Here is a 16430-nt window from a genome sequence, read left to right as displayed (position 1 = left end):
CACAAACAGATTGAGGCAACCGGCCCAGTGAAAGACCGATCCACCACTGCCAAACCCTTTAAAGTCCAACCGCGCCTGGGATGCCCACCAAACCCTCATTCCTGTGCCCGTCACAGGAATCCAGTCACGGCGCGTCCGCGCCGTGGGAGGACTCTCTGTTGGTGGAGAAGTATCTATCGCCCAAAGACTTGGGCGGCTGGATTCCTGTGACGGGCACAGGAATGAGGGAGGTCGGGGGTGGCTCTTTCCGGTTTTGTGATCTTTCTGACCTCACACACACACTCTATCTCTAGCACACTCTCCTCTCTCGCTTCCCTCCATCGCCCCTGCTCGCAGCACCTCATGGGGATAAACCGTTGGGATTTCCGTTTGGAAACAATGCCGGCATCATAATTTCATCCCCGCTTTTCCGGGTTGATCTATAATCACCCCGTTCCGCCATCGGATACACCGGTCTGCGTTGCCGGCGAGGTGGGGCCGGGTCTTGGAGGGGTTGCTGTCTACGCAGGCACGTCTTCAAGGGTCCGCAGAAAGTGGATCCCTTCGGGCCCCTAGGCTCGGCGTGCCTGTGTGGCATAACTCCTGCAGCTTTTCCCCTCAACGGGACCTGGGTCGGAAACAGAGGATCCGGAGTTGCGGATAAAAACTGTCGAACGGGGCACATCTGGTGTCACTTAACTAAAAAATCATCAGGCACTCGATGTGCCCCGGCCATCAGAATTGTCATGACACGGACCGAACAGGCCGCGTGAACGGGATGGCGTGACGGCGCGACACGGCGAGCTTGCAGACCGGGGCAGAGAGACGATCCTGCTGCGGTCGAATGACGCGGGGCGGCCGGCGTGGTCGTCTCCTGCGTGCAAAGGAAGACCTCCCGCCCTTGACTTCCAGCACCGATCGTCCGACTTCACTGAGACAGGACAAGGAACCAGACGATGACCGAAGCGGCTCAGAACACCACGGCAAAGACCACTATCGACCAGAGCGAAGTCGACCGCTTTTCGGCAATGGCGGCGGAATGGTGGAGCCCGACCGGCAAGTTCAAGCCGCTGCACAAATTCAATCCCGTCCGGCTCGCCTACATCCGCGACCGCGCCGCCGAGAATTTCGGCCGCGACCCGCGCAGCCCCCGCCCGCTGGAAGGCCTGCGGGTGCTCGATATCGGCTGCGGCGGCGGGCTTCTCTCCGAACCCATGGCCCGTATGGGCGCCGAAGTGGTGGGCGCAGATCCGTCCGAAAAGAACATCGGCATCGCCTCCACCCATGCCCGCCAGTCGGGCGTCGAGGTCGACTATCGCCCGGTCACCGCCGAACAGCTGGCTGAGGCCGGCGAGACTTTCGACATCATCCTCAACATGGAGGTCGTCGAGCACGTTTCCGACGTCGAGTTCTTTCTGTCGACCTGCGCGAAGATGGTGCGGCCGGGCGGCATGATGTTCGTTGCCACCATCAACCGCACGATGAAGGCGGCTGCCCTTGCCATCTTTGCCGCCGAAAACGTCCTGCGCTGGCTGCCGCGCGGCACCCATCAGTATGAAAAGCTGGTACGGCCGGAAGAAGTGGAAAAGCCGCTGATCGCCAACGGCCTGATCTTCACCGCCCGCACCGGCGTGTTCTTCTCGCCGCTGCAGAATCAGTGGAACCTGTCTAAGGACATGGACGTGAACTACATGATGGTCGCAAAACGGCCGGCCTGAGCCGCCTTGGCGCACCAGACCCCCACCCTATGGCATTTCATGCTGCGCTGGAGGCGCAGGGTTATTTGACGAGTCGATGGATCGGCGGAAGGGGCAGCGTCAGTTGGCGTCGTCCGGCAGCGTCGGAAGCGGAGCGATCTCGATGCCTTCCTCGATCAGCGAGCGTGCCTCGGCAGGCGTTGCCTGGCCGATGATGCCGCGGGCATCGGCCTCTCCGTAATGGATCTTGCGGGCCTCCTCCGGAAACTTGGGCCCGACATCTTCCGAATTCGCCTTGATGGCGGCAACGGCGTCTTTGAGCGTGGCGATTGCCTGCTTGCGGGCCGCGTCCATCGCCAGCGTCGTTAGCGCCTCCCGGGTCCGGGCCGTCGAAACGGACGGTGCCATCAGCATCTTGCCGATCGAGGAAGATCCGCAGGTCGGGCAGCTCAGCAATCCGCTTTCGACCTGCCGCTCGAAGTCGGCGCTTTGCGAAAACCAGCCCTCGAACTCATGGCCGTGGTCGCAACTGAGCGAATAGCGGATCACGCAGCCACACCCCCGGCCTTTGCGGCCTCGATCGTTTCCAGCGTAAACGCGCGGCCGTTTTTCAGATTGGGGATCTTTTCGCGGGCAGCCTTGACTGCGGCAACGTCGATATCGGCCACCAGCACGGCCTCGCCGCTGCCGCCGGCGGACGTCAGAACCTTGCCCCAGGGATCGACGATCATCGAATGGCCATATGTCTCGCGGCCGTCCTGATGGACGCCGGCCTGGGCTGCGGCGATAACGAACATGCCGTTCTCGATGGCCCGTGCCCTCAGGAGGATTTCCCAGTGAGCCTCGCCGGTCTGGCGGGTAAAGGCGGCAGGAATGCTCATCACTTCGGCGCCGGCAACGGCCTGGCTGCGGAAAAGCTCGGGAAAGCGGACATCGTAGCAGATCGAGAAGCCGAGTTTTGCAAACGGCAGCGACACCACCCGAGCCTCGGAGCCTGGACGATAGACGGCACTCTCGCGCCAGCTTTCGCCATTGTCGAGATCGACGTCGAACATGTGGATCTTGTCGTAGCGCGTCACCAGACCGCCATCCGGGCCGAACAGGAAACCGCGATTGGCGATCTTTCCATCGTCGAGCGAAATGGCCGTCGAGCCGATGTGCAGGTGGATACCCAGTTCCGCCGCTGTCCGCGACGCTGCAGCGACGACGAGATCATCGGCCTCGTTGCGCAGGATGGCCCTCAGGCCGGGCCGGTCGCGCTGGATGGCGCCGGTCATTTCAGGCGTCTGGACATAGACCGCACCCCTGGACGCGGCGTCGCGCACCAGGCGCACCATATCGGCGACGTTCTTCTCCGGGTCGGTGCCCGAGCACATCTGGATAGCGGCGGCCTTGAAGCTCATGATTTATCCTCAGGCGGCAAGAAGCGGATCGAGCTTGCCCCCCCTGTCGAGCGCGTGCAGGTCGTCGCAGCCTCCGACATGCAAGCCGTCGATAAAGATCTGCGGAAAGGTCGTGCCGCCGTTCGATTTGGCGATCATCTCCTCGCGCATCTCCGGGGAATAGGTGGCATTGTGTTCGACATAGGCGACGCCCTTGGCCCCAAGCAGCGATTTTGCCTTGGCGCAGTAGCCGCAGAACTCACGCGTGTAAATAACGACGGATGCCATGGTCACTCCGGGTTTGAACAGCTTTCCTGTCATATAGGCATGGCGAGCGCCCGCGCAAAGGTCAAGACGGTGACATCGGCGGCGCCCGCCTTTTTCAGCACCCGCGTTGCCGCCGCAACGGTCGCTCCCGTCGTGTAGACGTCGTCGATGAGCACGATGCGCCGGCCAAAGACCTCGTTGTCGCGGTGGCGTGCGATTGCAAAGGCGCCCCGGACATTGTCCTGCCGGGCCCGGGCACCAAGCCCGACCTGCTGGCTGGTCCGCTTGATCCGGACAAGTGTCGCCGGCAGCAGCGGCTTGCCGGAGAGTGACGCCAGATGGCGGGCAAGCTCGGCTGCCTGGTTGAACTTACGCGAAAACAGACGGGTGCGGTGCAGCGGCACCGGGATCAGCGCATCGCAACCGGCAACCGCACCGTCGCTGGCGCGCAGCATCCATTCGGCCATCATCCGCGCAAGGTCGATACGATCGCGGTATTTGAGGCCGTGGACGAGATCGCGAACCACGCCGTCATGGATCGCCGCCGAGCGCAGCCGATCGAACGGCGGCGGATCTGCAATCGCCTCGGCGCTGAGAATGCCGGCGCCGAGATCGTGGGTAAACGGGCTGCCCATCACCTCGCAATAGGGACGCTCGACGAAACGGATCGTCGACCAGCAGCGCGGGCAAAGGCTGCGGTGGCTGCCGGTCGAGGCGCCACAGGCAGCACAGCCGGGCGGATAGAGCAGATCGGCCAGCATAAACCACGGCCGCAGCAGCCCGCGTCCGATGAGCGCAGCGGTGATTTCCGGTCGGCTCGTCCCCATATGCCCCATATGATTGACAATAGCCCGTTCCTCGCGCCATTGCGAAAGGAAAGTGCGGCAGGCTCTGGTGCCGCAGAGGACGTGGAGTGCAGGAATAGCGCATGGATATCGTATTCGACCAGGACCTCATCGCCGCCAACCGCCGCCGCGCGCTGGCGAGGGATGACGCCAAGGCCGCCTTCCTGCTCGACATCGCCGCCAACGAACTGGCCGAGCGATTGTCGCTGGTGGAACGCCGTTTCGAGGAGGCGGTGGAGCTGCACGGCGCGACCGGCATCGCGGCACGGTTGGCGATGGCGTCCGGCAAGATCGGCCATATGACGCGCATCGAGACCGACGAAATGCCGGCCGTTGCCGGTGAGACCATCGTCGTTGCGCCGCCAGAACGGCTGCCGCTAGCTCCGGCCTCCGTCAATCTGGTGCTCTCGCCGCTGGGGCTGCACCTCACCAACGACACGCCGGGCGTCTTCATTCAGGTGCATCGCGCATTGCAGCCGGACGGGCTGTTCCTCGCAGCCATACCCGGCAACGGCACGCTGCAGGAATTGCGCGAGGTACTGCTGGCAACCGAGATCGAGATGTTCGGCGGCGCCAGTCCGCGCGTCATCCCCTTCCCCGACATGCGCGATGTCGGCGGGCTGTTGCAGCGGGCGGGTTTCGCGCTGCCGGTCGTCGATGCCGAAAGCTATACGGTGCGCTACGCCTCGCTGTTTCCGCTGATGCAGGACCTGCGCGCCATGGGCATGGCCAACCCGCTGGTCGACCGCAGCCGCCGACCGGTCGGACGCAATTTCTTCCTGCGTGCCGCGGAATTATATGCCGAGCGCTTCGCCGATGCCGACGGACGGATCCGGGCGACATTCTCGATCATCTATGCATCGGGCTGGAAGCCGCATGAAAGCCAGCAGAAGCCACTGCGTCCGGGCTCCGCCAAGACGCGGCTGGCCGACGCGCTGAAGGTCGAGGAGCAGACCCTGAAGCCGTGATTACGGCGTGCTGACCTTGTTGGCAAAGAAGTTGAACATGTTCGAGAGATTGCTGCCGAGAAGACCGAGGCTGACGATCAGCGCAACGGCGATAAGGCCGGCAATCAGGCCGTATTCGATCGCTGTTGCGCCGATCTTGTCGTCAATGAGTTTCCGGACCACATGCATCGAAAATATCCTCTGATCTATACCGAAATCAGCGAACCCGATGCCCCCGGCACAGATCGGCTGCAAGCTGTTCAGCAGTTGATATCGCTGCCATACCCCTGCACGACACAGACTGAACCGGGTTCGTTCTGCAGCACGCTGCGGCGGATCGTAAAGCGCTTGCCGCTTTCCGTCTTCGGAATGGAGCCCGTGGTGATGTTATCGAATTCGGGCGCGCTCGCAAGCACACTCGATTTCGACTTATCGGCCAGCATCGGCGTCAGGATCAGCGACAATGCAACTGCCGCCGTGCCGAAAAGCAGGGCAATATTCAGTGCGCCGGTCTTGCGAGACTGTGAAGTTGCCTGTTCTTTCTCGCGAACGGCCTTCCAGAAATCGTCGTCCATTGTGTCAAGCCTCGTTATGACCATGCCCATCGCTTGATTGAGGTCGATCTTTGCCAGAAGGTCTTAAACGATCTCTTAATATCCACAGGCAAAATGATCATAAAATCTTAAGTGAAGAAGTATTCACTAAATTAATGGCCTGTCACAGCAGGTCTTGCAGAAACGGGATCAGCGGTTCGTCTGCAGGAGGCATGGGATAATCGCGAAGTGCCTGCGGCCGAACCCATTTCAGCCCCTGGCCCTCGCGGCCCTCTGGCGTGCCTTCATAGCGGCGGCAGATGTAGAGTGGCATCAGCAGGTGAAAACTGTCGTAGGTGTGGCTGGCAAAGGTTAACGGCGCGAGGCAGGCTATACGCGTCGTGACGCCAAGCTCCTCGTCGAGTTCACGAATGAGACACTCTTCCGGCGTCTCGCCCGGCTCGACCTTGCCACCTGGAAATTCCCACAGCCCGGCAAGGCTCTTGCCCTCGGGACGCTGCGCGAGGAGAATTCGGCCATCGGCATCGATCAGCGCGCATGCGGCAACCAGCAGGATCTTGCGCCCGGCCGCGACGCTCACGACTGCGGCCTCCAGTAACGGTAACGGTAGGCCTCGCGAAATCCTATGCCGTCATAAAGCGCCAGCGCGGCATCGTTGCTGGCGGCGACCTGCAGCCAGGCGGTTTTTGCGCTGCGGGTCCGGGCCCAGCGGAGCGCCGAGGCGACGATCTCGATACCGAAGCCCTTGCGGCGAAATGCCGGTGCGACCGACAACGACATCAGGCCGGCAAGGTCGTTGTCCTGCACGCAGAGCGTCGTCGCTACAGGCCCGAGTTCCGGATCCTCGATGACGAAGAGGCCCGATGGCGGCTTGATGGAACTGACGACTTCGGCCAGCGCCGGCTTCAGCGCGGAATCGGAACCGTCGACAGAGAGGCTGGCATCGACATAGCGGCCGACATCGTGGCTCGGCAAATGGTCGAGCGTGTCGGGGAGGACGATATCCAAAAGATCGCAGGTCATCACGATCGTCTCTTCGAAGGCGTCCCAGTTTGTCTCGCGCAACAGCGTCATCAACACCGGTGGCGCCAGCGGCGTTTCACGCACCACCAGGGGGCGGCCATAAGCCTCGAACTTGCGTTGCGCCTTCTCCAGCCGGATCTCGACGTCGCGATGGTCGGAGGGGTCGAGCGGCACGATCGAGTTCAGTCGCTTGGAGGGATGCCCGGCCGTCAGCCGCACCTGCCAGCTGCCGTCGTAATGGATAGACGACGCTGGCCAGGCCCGAAAGCCAACGGCTTCGAGCCTGCGCACCAGCGGCAGGGGATTGGACAGGAATTGCAAGGGCATCAGACGCTATCAGCTCCGGTAGTCGCCATTGATGGCAACATATTCCTTTGTGAGGTCGCAGGTCCAGACCGTAGCCCGGCCTTGCCCAAGTCCGAGCTCGACTTTGACCGGAATATCCTGGCGCTTCATGACTGCGGTCGCCGCATCTTCCGAATAGCCGGCGTCGCGTTCGCCATTGACGGCAACCCGGACATCGCCGAACCAGATGGCGAGCTTGTCACGATCTGCCATCTCGCCGGCCTTGCCGACGGCCATGACGATACGGCCCCAGTTGGCGTCCTCGCCGGCTGCAGCGGTCTTGACCAGCGGCGAGTTGGCGATCGACAGCGCAATGGTCTTGGCAGCGGCATCGCTTTCGGCACCGGTGACGGTGATTTCGAGCATCTTGGTCGCACCCTCGCCGTCCCGCACGACTTGCAGCGCAAGGTCCTTGAGAAGCGCATTCAGTGCCGTGCGGAAAGAGGCTAGCCGCGGATCGCTGGCGGTCTCGACGCGTTTCTGGCCGTCGGCCGCAGTGGCGCCGGTCGCAAACAGCATCAGCGTATCTGAGGTCGACGTATCGCTGTCGACGGTCATCGAATTGAAGGTCGGGCCGACGCCATCGGACAGCAGGGCCTGCAGCGCCACCGGCGCGATATCGGCGTCGGTGACAACGAAGGACAGCATCGTCGCCATGTCGGGTGCGATCATCCCGGCGCCCTTGGCGATGCCGTTGATCGTCACCGCGATGCCGTCGATCTCGGCGCTCCGCGTAGCGACCTTCGGATAGGTATCGGTGGTCATGATCGCCTTGGCGGCTTCGAACCAGAAATCGCCCGTGGCATCGGACTGCATCTGGTCCAGCACGCCGGCAAATTTCGTGGCGTCCAGCGGTTCGCCGATGACGCCGGTCGAGGCCAGGTAGACCTCGTTCTCGCTGCAGCCGACGGCGGATGCGGCCGATTTCGCGGTCAACTCCGTCGCCTGGCGGCCCTTTACGCCGGTAAAGGCATTGGCGTTGCCGGAATTGACCACAACCGCACGGGCTGTGCCGTGCGAGAGATTCTTGCGGCAGAAATCGACAGGAGCAGACGGGCACTTCGACTTGGTGAAGACGCCGGCAACAGCCGCCGGTGCATCGAACACCATCATCAGCACGTCGGTGCGGTTCTTGTACTTTATACCGGCGGAAGCAGTCGCCATACGAAGCCCGCGCACCGGCGGCAGCGTGGCAAAGGTTGTCGGGGCAAGCGGGGATACGGAACCAGACATCTTAATACCTTTGCAATTGAAAGGACCCGGATGAACCGGGCCTGTTGTCTAAGCAGTGCACCGCGTCTTGGCCAAAGTTCTCCTCATTCCTGTGCCTGTCACAGGAATCCAGCCACCGCGCGTCTGCGCGGTGAAAGGAGTCTCTTACGCTCACGGACGTGAACGCGCTGCATCTCCGCCACAAGGGCGAGGATGAGGGAAAGAAGACCTCCGGCCATGATCATCTCCCCGGACAAGGCGAACACATGCCCGGCGAGGCGGCCTGAAGAAAACCCACTTCCGCCTAAGCCATCAGGGCCCGGATGAACCGGGCCCCAATCGCATTATTGCTGTCTTACTGCTTCGGTGCCTCGGCGGCCGGCGCGTCAGGTGCATCGGGGGTGGCAGGCGCGGCATCCGGCTGCTGCTGCTGCTTGTCTGCATCGGCATAGGCCTTGGCCAGCGCCGGATCGGAGATCTCGACCTTGGAAGCTGCCTTGGCAGTCTTCAGCAGTTCGAGATACTTGTCACGCATGACCAGCTGCTTGACCTGGTCCTTGACCTGGTCGAACGGCGGAGGAGGCGCATCGCGCTTGTCTTCGACCTTGATGACGTGGAAGCCGAAGTCGGTCTTCACAGGCGTCTTGGAATAGGTGCCGACCGGCATCGAGAAGGCTGCGTCGTCGAATTCCTTGACCATGCGGCCACGCTGGAAATAGCCGAGATCGCCGCCGTCCGACTTGTTCGGATCGGTCGACTTTTCCTTGGCGACTTCAGCGAAATCCTTACCGGCGTCGAGTTCCTTGATGACTTCCTTGGCCTCGTCCTCGGTCTTCACCAGGATGTGGCGGGCGTGCACTTCTTCCTGCTTCGGCAGGGCAGCAACTTCCTTGTCGTAGCGCGCCTTGACCTCAGCGTCCGTCACGACGTCAACGACGTGCTTCTTGAAGTAGGCATTGTGCAGTTCGCGGTCCTGGAGATAGGCCATGCGGGTCTTGAAGTCAGGAGTGTCCTGCAGCTTCTCGGCAAGCGCATCCTTGGCCAGAAGCTTGACGTCGATGGCGGCCGAAAGTGCGGCAACCTTCTTCTGGTCGTCTGGCAACTGGGCCAGCTGCGGGTCGAGGTTGGAGATGGCAAGATCGAGTTCGGACTGGTGGATCTCGAGGTCGCCTACCTTGGCAACGACGGCATCTGCAGCAAAGGCCGGGGCCTGGAAGGCAACGATCGCAGCAAAGGCGACAGCTGCAGCAAGTTTATGGTATCGCGACATGAAATTACCCTTTTGAAGTTCCCACCGGCTTCAGCATGCGCGAATCCGGCCTGAAAGTAGCCTTCACCATCAGAATGTGGCCTTTGTGTATCGGCCAATCCCGTTGACATCAATCGACCCCCCTCTTATCTGTCACGCAACCTTGCGTCCAGAACAGTTTCCGGCCGTTTCGGGTCAATCGGCCGATTTTTTCGGGACGGCGATTGCAGGAACGGCGGGATGTAAATTCAGAAAGGGCCAGTCATATGGTCAGCTTTGGTGGAATTGCCCGAAAGTTGTTTGGCTCGTCCAACGAGCGGCGTGTCCGCGTGTTCACGCCAAATGTTGCGGCGATCAATGCGCTCGAAGAGGGCATGCGCAAGCTGTCCGACGAAGAGCTTGCCGCCAAGACGGTGGAGTTCCGCCAACAACTCGCAAATGGCAAGACGCTCGATGATCTCCTCGTTCCGGCATTCGCCGTTGCCCGCGAAGCATCGCGCCGCGTGCTCGGCATGCGCCCGTTCGACGTCCAGCTGATCGGCGGCATGATCCTGCATTCCAACGCCATCGCCGAGATGAAGACGGGCGAAGGCAAGACGCTCGTCGGCACGTTGCCGGTCTATCTGAATGCGTTGCTCGGCAAGGGCGTGCATGTCGTCACCGTCAACGACTACCTCGCCCAGCGCGATAGCGCGACCATGGCGCGGCTCTACAGCTTCCTCGGCCTCACCACCGGCGTGATCGTTCACGGCATGTCGGATGAGGAACGCAAGGAAGCTTACGCCTGCGACATCACCTACGCCACCAACAACGAGCTCGGCTTCGACTATCTGCGCGACAACATGAAGTACGAGCGCGCCCAGATGGTCCAGCGCGAACACTATTACGCCATCGTCGACGAAGTCGACTCGATCCTGGTCGATGAAGCGCGCACCCCGCTGATCATCTCCGGACCGCTCGACGACCGCTCGGACCTCTACACCACCATCGACGCCTTCATTCCGCAGCTCTCCGAAGAAGACTACGAAATCGACGAGAAGCAGCGCTCGGCCAATTTCTCCGAAGTCGGCACAGAGAAGCTCGAAAATCTCCTCCGCGAAGCCGGCCTGCTGAAGGGCAATGCGCTTTACGACATCGAAAACGTGGCGATCGTCCACCACATCAACAATGCGCTGAAAGCCTACAAGCTGTTCAGCCGAGACAAGGACTACATCGTCCGCAACGACGAAGTCGTCATCATCGACGAGTTCACCGGCCGCATGATGCCGGGCCGCCGCTATTCGGACGGTCAGCACCAGGCGCTGGAAGCCAAGGAACGCGTCAAGATCCAGCCTGAAAACCAGACGCTGGCGCAGATCACCTTCCAGAACTATTTCCGCATGTACGACAAGCTCGCCGGCATGACCGGCACGGCGCAGACGGAAGCAGAGGAATTCGGCAACATCTACAATCTCGAAGTTATCGAAGTCCCGACCAACCTGCCGATCAAGCGCATCGACCAGGACGACGAGGTCTACCGGACGTTCGAGGAAAAGTTCAACGCCATCACCGCCGATATCATCGAGGCGCACAAGCGCGGCCAGCCGGTGCTGGTCGGCACGACGTCGATCGAGAAGTCGGAGCTGCTGGCCGAGCGGATGCGCAGCCAGGGCTTCACCCAGTTCCACATCCTCAACGCCCGTTACCATGAACAGGAAGCCTATATCGTCGCCCAGGCCGGCGTTCCCGGCGGCGTGACGATCGCTACCAACATGGCCGGCCGCGGCACCGACATCCAGCTCGGCGGCAACCTCGAGATGCGCGTCGAGCGCGAGCTTGGCGACATGGAGCCCGGCCCTGAAAAGGACGCCGCCATCCAGGCCATCGCCGAGGAGATCAAGGTCCTGAAGCAGAAGGCCATCGACGCCGGCGGCCTCTACGTCATCGCTACCGAACGCCACGAAAGCCGTCGCATCGACAACCAGCTGCGCGGTCGCTCTGGCCGCCAGGGCGACCCGGGCCGCTCGAAGTTCTACCTGTCGCTCCAGGACGACCTGATGCGCATCTTCGGCTCCGACCGGATGGACGGCATGCTACAGAAGCTCGGCCTCAAAGAGGGAGAGGCGATTGTCCACCCCTGGATCAACAAGGCCCTGGAACGCGCACAGAAGAAGGTCGAAGCCCGCAACTTCGACATCCGCAAGAACCTCCTGAAGTATGACGACGTGCTTAACGATCAGCGCAAGGTGATCTTCGAACAGCGCGTCGAACTGATGGAAGCGACGAATATCTCCGAAACCATCGCCGACATGCGCCACGAGGCCATCGAAGAGCTGGTTGCCAAGCACATCCCCGAGCGCGCCTATGCCGAGCAGTGGGACATGGCCGGCCTCAAGGTCGAGATTGCCAACCTGCTCGATCTGGACCTGCCCGTCGAGGAATGGGCCAAGGAAGAAGGTATTGGCGAGGACGACATCCGCGAACGCCTGATCGAGATCGCCGACAAGGCTGCTGCCGAAAAGGCGGAGCGCTTCGGCCCCGAGATCATGCACTACGTGGAACGCTCGATCATCCTGCAGACGCTGGATGGCCTGTGGCGCGAGCATATCGTCAATCTCGACCACCTGCGCTCGGTCGTCGGATTCCGCGGATATGCCCAGCGCGACCCGCTGCAGGAATACAAGTCGGAATCGTTCGAGCTTTTCCAGTCGCTTCTCAACAACCTGCGCCAGGCAGTCACGGCACAGCTGTCGCGCGTCGAGCTTGTACAGCAGCCACGCGAGCCGGAACCAATGCTGATGGAAGCCCATCACATCGACGCGACGACGGGAGAAGACGAATTTGCCCGCCTGCAGCCGCCGACAGACGTTGTCGTGCCACCTGAAAACCGCGATCCGGACAACCCTGCCACTTGGGGCCGCGTTGGCCGCAACGAGCTCTGCCCTTGCGGCTCCGGGCGCAAGTACAAGCATTGCCATGGCGCCTTCGAATCGCAGTCGGACGAGGCGACCATCGTCTGACACCGGAATGCCGCCCACGGGCGGCATTTTCATATCGAGGCAATTTCAATTCTAGCCACAACCTTTCCTTGCTTTCGCCCCATCCAAACCAACGCAATTGGGGAAAACGTCGACCTGTTGCACTGTTTCTTAACCCTGTCAGGGTGAGAATGATGATCGTCTAAAACGGTATCCGAGTATTGCGTGTGATCATGCCTGTCGTTGAAACAGCAGAAAAAATGCTGCCTGTGGACGTGCGGACAAGATTGTCCTCGGCGCTCCAGCAGCTTGCTGCTGTTCTGTCCGGCCGTGGCGAAAAAGATGCCTCCCGCCGCATGGCGATGGTCGCCTTCATCATCCGCATTCTGAGCGCCGCGCTCGCCTTCGTCTCGCAGATCATCCTTGCCCGCATCATGGGCGAGTTCGAATACGGGATCTTCGTTTTTGTCTGGGTGCTGGTGGTGATCGCCGGCAACCTCTCTTGCATCGGCTTCCACACCGCTGTCATCCGCTTTCTCCCGCAGTACAAGGTCTCCGGCGACGATGCGCTGATCCGCGGCCTCACCAGCACGGCGCGCCGCTTTGCGCTGGCATCGGCCGGGGGATTGGCACTGGCCGGCATGATCGCGCTGTACTTCGGCGCCGGCTCGATTGCGCCCTATTACGCCATCCCGCTTTTCCTTGGATTGCTGATCATGCCGCTGATCGCGCTCGGCGACGTCCTCGACGGCACGTCGCGCGCCAATCACTGGCCCGTCATGGCGCTCAGCCCGACCTTCCTCATCCGCCCGACGCTGATCCTCGTCTTCATGGTCGGCGCCGTCCTTCTGGGTGCACCCCACAGCGCCGTGACGGCCGCCGAGGCAGCGCTCGCCGCCACCTTCGTTACCACGATCGGTCAATACCTCGCCGTCACCACCCGCCTGCGCCGCCATGTTCCGGCCGGCCCCCGGGAAATCCGCTTTTCGACATGGATGGCGGTGGCCTTTCCGATCTTCCTGATCGAGGGCGTCGGCTATCTCCTCACCAATTCCGATGTCATCGTCGTCGGCCTGTTCCTCGAGCCGGAGCAGGTCGCGATCTACTTTGCCGCAGCAAAGACAATGGCGCTGGTGCATTTCGTCTATTTCTCCGTCAAGGCCGCGGCCGGCCCCAGGTTTTCGGCGATCATCGCAGAGGGCGACAAGGCGAAGCTTGCCGCCTTTGCCACGCAGGCCACCCGCTGGGCATTCTGGCCGGCGCTGATCGTCGGTCTTTGTGTGCTGGCAGCCGGCAGCGAGTTGCTGTCGCTGTTCGGCGCTTCGTTTACGGCAGGCCAGGTCGTCATGGCGATCCTGCTCGCCGGTATTCTGGCCAAGGCGCTGGTCGGGCCCGGCGAGGTCCTTCTGATGATGGCAGGCCATCAACGCCTGTGTGCTGCGCTTTACGGCATTGCGCTGGCCGCAAATGTCTGTCTCAATGTGGGATTAATACCGCGCCTCGGAATCGAGGGCGCGGCCATCGCTACGGCCTCGGCCATGGGCGTCGAGGCTGTATTGCTGCATCTGGCGGTTCGCTGGAAGCTCGGTATCGTACTGTTCGCCTTTGCCCGATCAACCAGAACAATGATTGTGAAGGCATTCCCCTGATGGCGCGTCCCCCGCTCAACGATGTCACCGACGGCAAGGTAAATCCGATGATGCACGAGCTCGCCTCGCTGCACTTCGACAACCTGCCGCGCCCGGACGCCCGCACCGATGTTGGCCGCCCTGGCCGCGAACTATGTCTTTATCCGGCTAAGCTTGGCTACGACCTGCAGGACGAGCTCGATTTCCTCTCCAACCGCGCCATGGAGCCGAACGTCTTTTTCTCGGCCCGTTTCCTGGCGCCAGCCATGCCTCGCATCGATGAACGGCAGATCCGGATGGCGCTCATTCGCGACAACAAGGGCACGAGCAGCAGGATGCGCTTGCTCATGCCGTTTTCCGTCGACAAGCCGGGCTTTGCCGTCGGTCCGTCGATCATCCGCGTCTGGGCCAACAATTTCGGCCCACTCGGCACGCCGCTGGTGGATGGAGAAGAGGCGGCGGAGACGCTCGACAACCTGTTCGAAGGCCTGCTCCAGCACGCGCTGCAGCTGCCGACCACGCTGGTGCTGCCTGACGTCAGGCTGAACGGACCCTTTGTCCGCCTGGCGAAGGCGGTTGCCATCGGCCGCAACCTGCCGGTCACCGTTGCCAACGCCTATGAGCGTCCGATGCTGCAAAGCACCGAGGACGCGCTGGATTATCTGGCGGCGGCGATTTCACCCGCTCACTTGCGGGAAATGCGCCGTCAGTGGCGGCAACTCGAAAGCCTCGGCGAACTCGTCTACAACGTCGCCCGCCAACCGTCCGATATCCACCGTCGGATGGAAGAATTCATGGCCCTGGAAGCAGGCGGCTGGAAGGGCAAGAAGCGCAGCGCCATGGTGCTCGACCGCCACCACGCGGCCTTCGCCCGCGAGGCGATCTCCAATCTCGCTAGCGTCGACGCTGTCCGTATCCATACCATTGACCTCGACGGCAAGGCCATTGCCTCGATGATCGTGCTGATGATGGGCGGCGAGGCCTACACCTGGAAGACCGCGTTCGACGAAAGCTATGCACGCTATTCGCCCGGCAAGCTGCTGATGGGAGAACTCACCGAATTCCAGCTGGACGACCCCAACACCGTCCGCTCCGACTCCTGCGCCGTCGCCGATCATCCGATCATGAGCCGTTTCTGGCGGGAACGCGAAGAGATGGGCACGCTGGTCATCGGCCTCACCCAGAACAGCGACCGTGACGTCCGCCAAGCCGCCGCTCAATTGCACATGTATCGCAGCACCCGCAATATGGCCAAGGCCCTGCGCGACCGGATTTTGTCGCTGACACGGCGGTAGGCGGCGGGCGCGGCGGCGTCGTAAACCTCAAACATCGTCCTGAATATCGAAGCGGGTTACCTTGCCGCTTTCGATCCGGAAAATGTGCATTACAGTCTTGTCCCTGAGACCATGCGTTTGCCCCTGGAGCGGCTGGCCGTCGAGATCGAACACCGACTGGATCACCTCGACTGCAACGGCACCATTTTCCTGCTCCGAAAATTTCAAGGGCTCGACATGCGGGCTGACGACGGCCCATTGGGCTGTCCAATAGGCGCGCAGTCCCTCGTGACCGTGCACGTGGCCACCATCCATGCCGTTGGCCCAGGCAACGTCCCGGGCGAGCTTTCCAAGGACACCGTCAATATCCCGGGCGTTGAAACGATCGTAAAGGCCCCTGATCAGGTCGGCGTTGTTGTCTGACATCGTCATTTCCCCCGGGACGGTTTGAAGTGCTTGCCGGGCTCGTCAATCGATGTTGCCGACAGCCCACCGGAGAGATATATACGTGCATATATATATGGGTCAAGCAAGGTCGGGAAATGAGCGACATGGATGAAAACGTACTGTCGACGCCGGGGCATCTCATCGGTCTTGCGGCGCGCGCCTTCGCACGGCTGAGCGAAACGCGGCTGAAACCGCTCGGCTTCGGCGTCGGCCATTTGCCGGTGCTGGTGGCGCTGCGGGATGGCAAGGCGCAAACCCAGCGCGACCTCGCCCGCTTCGCCCGGATAGAACAACCGCCGATGGCGCAAATGCTGGCGCGCATGGAGCGCGACGGCCTGATCGAACGCACCCGCGACCCGGCGGACAGGCGGAGCAGCCATATCGTGCTGACGAGCGACGCGCAAAAACGGATGCCCGAGGCCATCGAGACGCTGTATCAGGGAAACCGCGAGGCGCTGGCCGGCTTCACCCCGGCAGAAACCGCACAATTCGTCCATCTGCTGACCCGGCTCATCGAAAACCTGAACCAAATCACCAACCACGAACCACCGTTGGGGATGTCGTAGGTTTGGGTTGAGGGTCGTGCCTTCAGAGCGCAAAAGCTTTCGCAGTCAAAAAGCGACG

General features: G+C 61.8%; 17 protein-coding genes. 6 read left to right on the top strand and 11 right to left on the bottom strand.

Annotated features, from left to right (window positions below; translation table 11 throughout):
• Positions 1–935: 935 nt before the first annotated feature.
• On the top strand, positions 936–1697 hold the full coding sequence (gene ubiG / locus EQW76_RS13180; RefSeq protein WP_142824823.1) for a bifunctional 2-polyprenyl-6-hydroxyphenol methylase/3-demethylubiquinol 3-O-methyltransferase UbiG: 762 nt from the start codon (positions 936–938) through the stop codon (positions 1695–1697).
• Between the two features lie 99 nt (positions 1698–1796).
• Here ubiG and EQW76_RS13175 read toward each other — a convergent pair whose 3' ends face one another.
• From EQW76_RS13175 to EQW76_RS13160, 4 genes are read right to left on the bottom strand one after another with little or no spacing between them, the layout of a single operon-like run.
• Positions 1797–2225 carry a DUF1178 family protein gene (locus tag EQW76_RS13175; protein WP_142824822.1) on the bottom strand — a complete coding sequence of 143 codons (429 nt, stop codon included), beginning with the start codon at positions 2223–2225 and terminating at the stop codon, positions 1797–1799.
• Entirely contained in the window at positions 2222–3079 is an 858-nt protein-coding gene (locus tag EQW76_RS13170) for a carbon-nitrogen hydrolase family protein (protein ID WP_142824821.1), read from the bottom strand. The genes EQW76_RS13175 and EQW76_RS13170 overlap by 4 nt, the downstream gene beginning before the upstream one ends.
• A gap of 9 nt (positions 3080–3088) precedes the next feature.
• Entirely contained in the window at positions 3089–3346 is a 258-nt protein-coding gene (gene grxC / locus EQW76_RS13165) for a glutaredoxin 3 (RefSeq protein WP_142824820.1), read from the bottom strand.
• A gap of 29 nt (positions 3347–3375) precedes the next feature.
• Positions 3376–4152, bottom strand: coding sequence for a ComF family protein (locus EQW76_RS13160; protein WP_244615203.1), 777 nt, complete (start codon positions 4150–4152; stop codon positions 3376–3378).
• Between the two features lie 101 nt (positions 4153–4253).
• Here EQW76_RS13160 and EQW76_RS13155 point away from each other — a divergent pair, with 101 nt between their 5' ends.
• Positions 4254–5138 carry a methyltransferase domain-containing protein gene (locus EQW76_RS13155; RefSeq protein ID WP_142824818.1) on the top strand — a complete coding sequence of 295 codons (885 nt, stop codon included), beginning with the start codon at positions 4254–4256 and terminating at the stop codon, positions 5136–5138.
• Here EQW76_RS13155 and EQW76_RS13150 read toward each other — a convergent pair whose 3' ends face one another.
• The 6 genes from EQW76_RS13150 to EQW76_RS13125 all read right to left on the bottom strand — a co-directional run bounded on the left by EQW76_RS13150 (position 5139) and on the right by EQW76_RS13125 (position 9521).
• Positions 5139–5306 (bottom strand): Flp family type IVb pilin, encoded by a 168-nt coding sequence (locus EQW76_RS13150; RefSeq protein WP_142824817.1) that lies wholly within the window; start codon positions 5304–5306, stop codon positions 5139–5141.
• A gap of 71 nt (positions 5307–5377) precedes the next feature.
• On the bottom strand, positions 5378–5692 hold the full coding sequence (locus EQW76_RS13145) for a hypothetical protein (protein ID WP_142824816.1): 315 nt from the start codon (positions 5690–5692) through the stop codon (positions 5378–5380).
• A 142-nt stretch (positions 5693–5834) separates the two neighbouring features.
• Positions 5835–6251, bottom strand: a complete 417-nt coding sequence (mutT, locus tag EQW76_RS13140; protein ID WP_142824815.1) for an 8-oxo-dGTP diphosphatase MutT — start codon at positions 6249–6251, stop codon at positions 5835–5837.
• Positions 6248–7021: a GNAT family N-acetyltransferase gene (locus tag EQW76_RS13135; RefSeq protein WP_142824814.1), complete on the bottom strand. Its 774-nt coding sequence runs from the start codon at positions 7019–7021 to the stop codon at positions 6248–6250. Before EQW76_RS13135 ends, mutT begins: the two co-directional genes overlap by 4 nt.
• A 9-nt stretch (positions 7022–7030) precedes the next feature.
• On the bottom strand, positions 7031–8272 hold the full coding sequence (gene argJ / locus EQW76_RS13130; RefSeq protein WP_142824813.1) for a bifunctional glutamate N-acetyltransferase/amino-acid acetyltransferase ArgJ: 1242 nt from the start codon (positions 8270–8272) through the stop codon (positions 7031–7033).
• 334 nt (positions 8273–8606) lie between these two features.
• Positions 8607–9521: a peptidylprolyl isomerase gene (locus EQW76_RS13125; RefSeq protein WP_142824812.1), complete on the bottom strand. Its 915-nt coding sequence runs from the start codon at positions 9519–9521 to the stop codon at positions 8607–8609.
• Positions 9522–9766: 245 nt separating this feature from the next.
• On the opposite strand from EQW76_RS13125, the gene secA reads away from it, so the two are divergent.
• From secA to EQW76_RS13110, 3 genes are all read left to right on the top strand, one after another.
• Positions 9767–12499 (top strand): preprotein translocase subunit SecA, encoded by a 2733-nt coding sequence (secA, locus tag EQW76_RS13120; RefSeq protein ID WP_142824811.1) that lies wholly within the window; start codon positions 9767–9769, stop codon positions 12497–12499.
• Between the two features lie 191 nt (positions 12500–12690).
• A complete protein-coding gene (locus EQW76_RS13115; protein WP_142824810.1) occupies positions 12691–14106 on the top strand; it encodes a lipopolysaccharide biosynthesis protein in 1416 nt (471 codons plus the stop codon).
• Positions 14103–15380, top strand: coding sequence for a GNAT family N-acetyltransferase (locus tag EQW76_RS13110; RefSeq protein ID WP_142824865.1), 1278 nt, complete (start codon positions 14103–14105; stop codon positions 15378–15380). The genes EQW76_RS13115 and EQW76_RS13110 overlap by 4 nt, the downstream gene beginning before the upstream one ends.
• Positions 15381–15407: 27 nt before the next feature.
• Here the strand turns inward: EQW76_RS13110 and EQW76_RS13105 are convergent, their stop codons facing one another.
• Positions 15408–15785, bottom strand: coding sequence for a nuclear transport factor 2 family protein (locus EQW76_RS13105; protein WP_142824809.1), 378 nt, complete (start codon positions 15783–15785; stop codon positions 15408–15410).
• A gap of 125 nt (positions 15786–15910) precedes the next feature.
• Here EQW76_RS13105 and EQW76_RS13100 point away from each other — a divergent pair, with 125 nt between their 5' ends.
• Positions 15911–16372, top strand: coding sequence for a MarR family winged helix-turn-helix transcriptional regulator (locus EQW76_RS13100; RefSeq protein WP_142824808.1), 462 nt, complete (start codon positions 15911–15913; stop codon positions 16370–16372).
• Positions 16373–16430 lie beyond the last annotated feature (58 nt).

The sequence above is a fragment of the Rhizobium sp. rho-13.1 genome (assembly GCF_007000305.1).
Taxonomy (GTDB): domain Bacteria; phylum Pseudomonadota; class Alphaproteobacteria; order Rhizobiales; family Rhizobiaceae; genus Rhizobium; species Rhizobium rhododendri.
This window is presented reverse-complemented; position numbering and strand designations above follow the sequence as displayed.

What these genes read in the sequence shown, in the direction of transcription:
- EQW76_RS13115 (WP_142824810.1), top strand. Translation starts at nt 12,691, where the DNA reads ATGCCTGTCGTTGAAACAGCAGAAAAAATGCTGCCTGTGGACGTGCGG.
- argJ (WP_142824813.1), bottom strand. Translation starts at nt 8,272, where the DNA reads ATGTCTGGTTCCGTATCCCCGCTTGCCCCGACAACCTTTGCCACGCTG.
- EQW76_RS13150 (WP_142824817.1), bottom strand. Translation starts at nt 5,306, where the DNA reads ATGCATGTGGTCCGGAAACTCATTGACGACAAGATCGGCGCAACAGCG.
- EQW76_RS13135 (WP_142824814.1), bottom strand. Translation starts at nt 7,021, where the DNA reads ATGCCCTTGCAATTCCTGTCCAATCCCCTGCCGCTGGTGCGCAGGCTC.
- EQW76_RS13100 (WP_142824808.1), top strand. Translation starts at nt 15,911, where the DNA reads ATGGATGAAAACGTACTGTCGACGCCGGGGCATCTCATCGGTCTTGCG.
- EQW76_RS13125 (WP_142824812.1), bottom strand. Translation starts at nt 9,521, where the DNA reads ATGTCGCGATACCATAAACTTGCTGCAGCTGTCGCCTTTGCTGCGATC.
- EQW76_RS13160 (WP_244615203.1), bottom strand. Translation starts at nt 4,152, where the DNA reads ATGGGGACGAGCCGACCGGAAATCACCGCTGCGCTCATCGGACGCGGG.
- EQW76_RS13155 (WP_142824818.1), top strand. Translation starts at nt 4,254, where the DNA reads ATGGATATCGTATTCGACCAGGACCTCATCGCCGCCAACCGCCGCCGC.
- EQW76_RS13170 (WP_142824821.1), bottom strand. Translation starts at nt 3,079, where the DNA reads ATGAGCTTCAAGGCCGCCGCTATCCAGATGTGCTCGGGCACCGACCCG.
- ubiG (WP_142824823.1), top strand. Translation starts at nt 936, where the DNA reads ATGACCGAAGCGGCTCAGAACACCACGGCAAAGACCACTATCGACCAG.
- secA (WP_142824811.1), top strand. Translation starts at nt 9,767, where the DNA reads ATGGTCAGCTTTGGTGGAATTGCCCGAAAGTTGTTTGGCTCGTCCAAC.
- grxC (WP_142824820.1), bottom strand. Translation starts at nt 3,346, where the DNA reads ATGGCATCCGTCGTTATTTACACGCGTGAGTTCTGCGGCTACTGCGCC.
- EQW76_RS13105 (WP_142824809.1), bottom strand. Translation starts at nt 15,785, where the DNA reads ATGTCAGACAACAACGCCGACCTGATCAGGGGCCTTTACGATCGTTTC.
- EQW76_RS13145 (WP_142824816.1), bottom strand. Translation starts at nt 5,692, where the DNA reads ATGGACGACGATTTCTGGAAGGCCGTTCGCGAGAAAGAACAGGCAACT.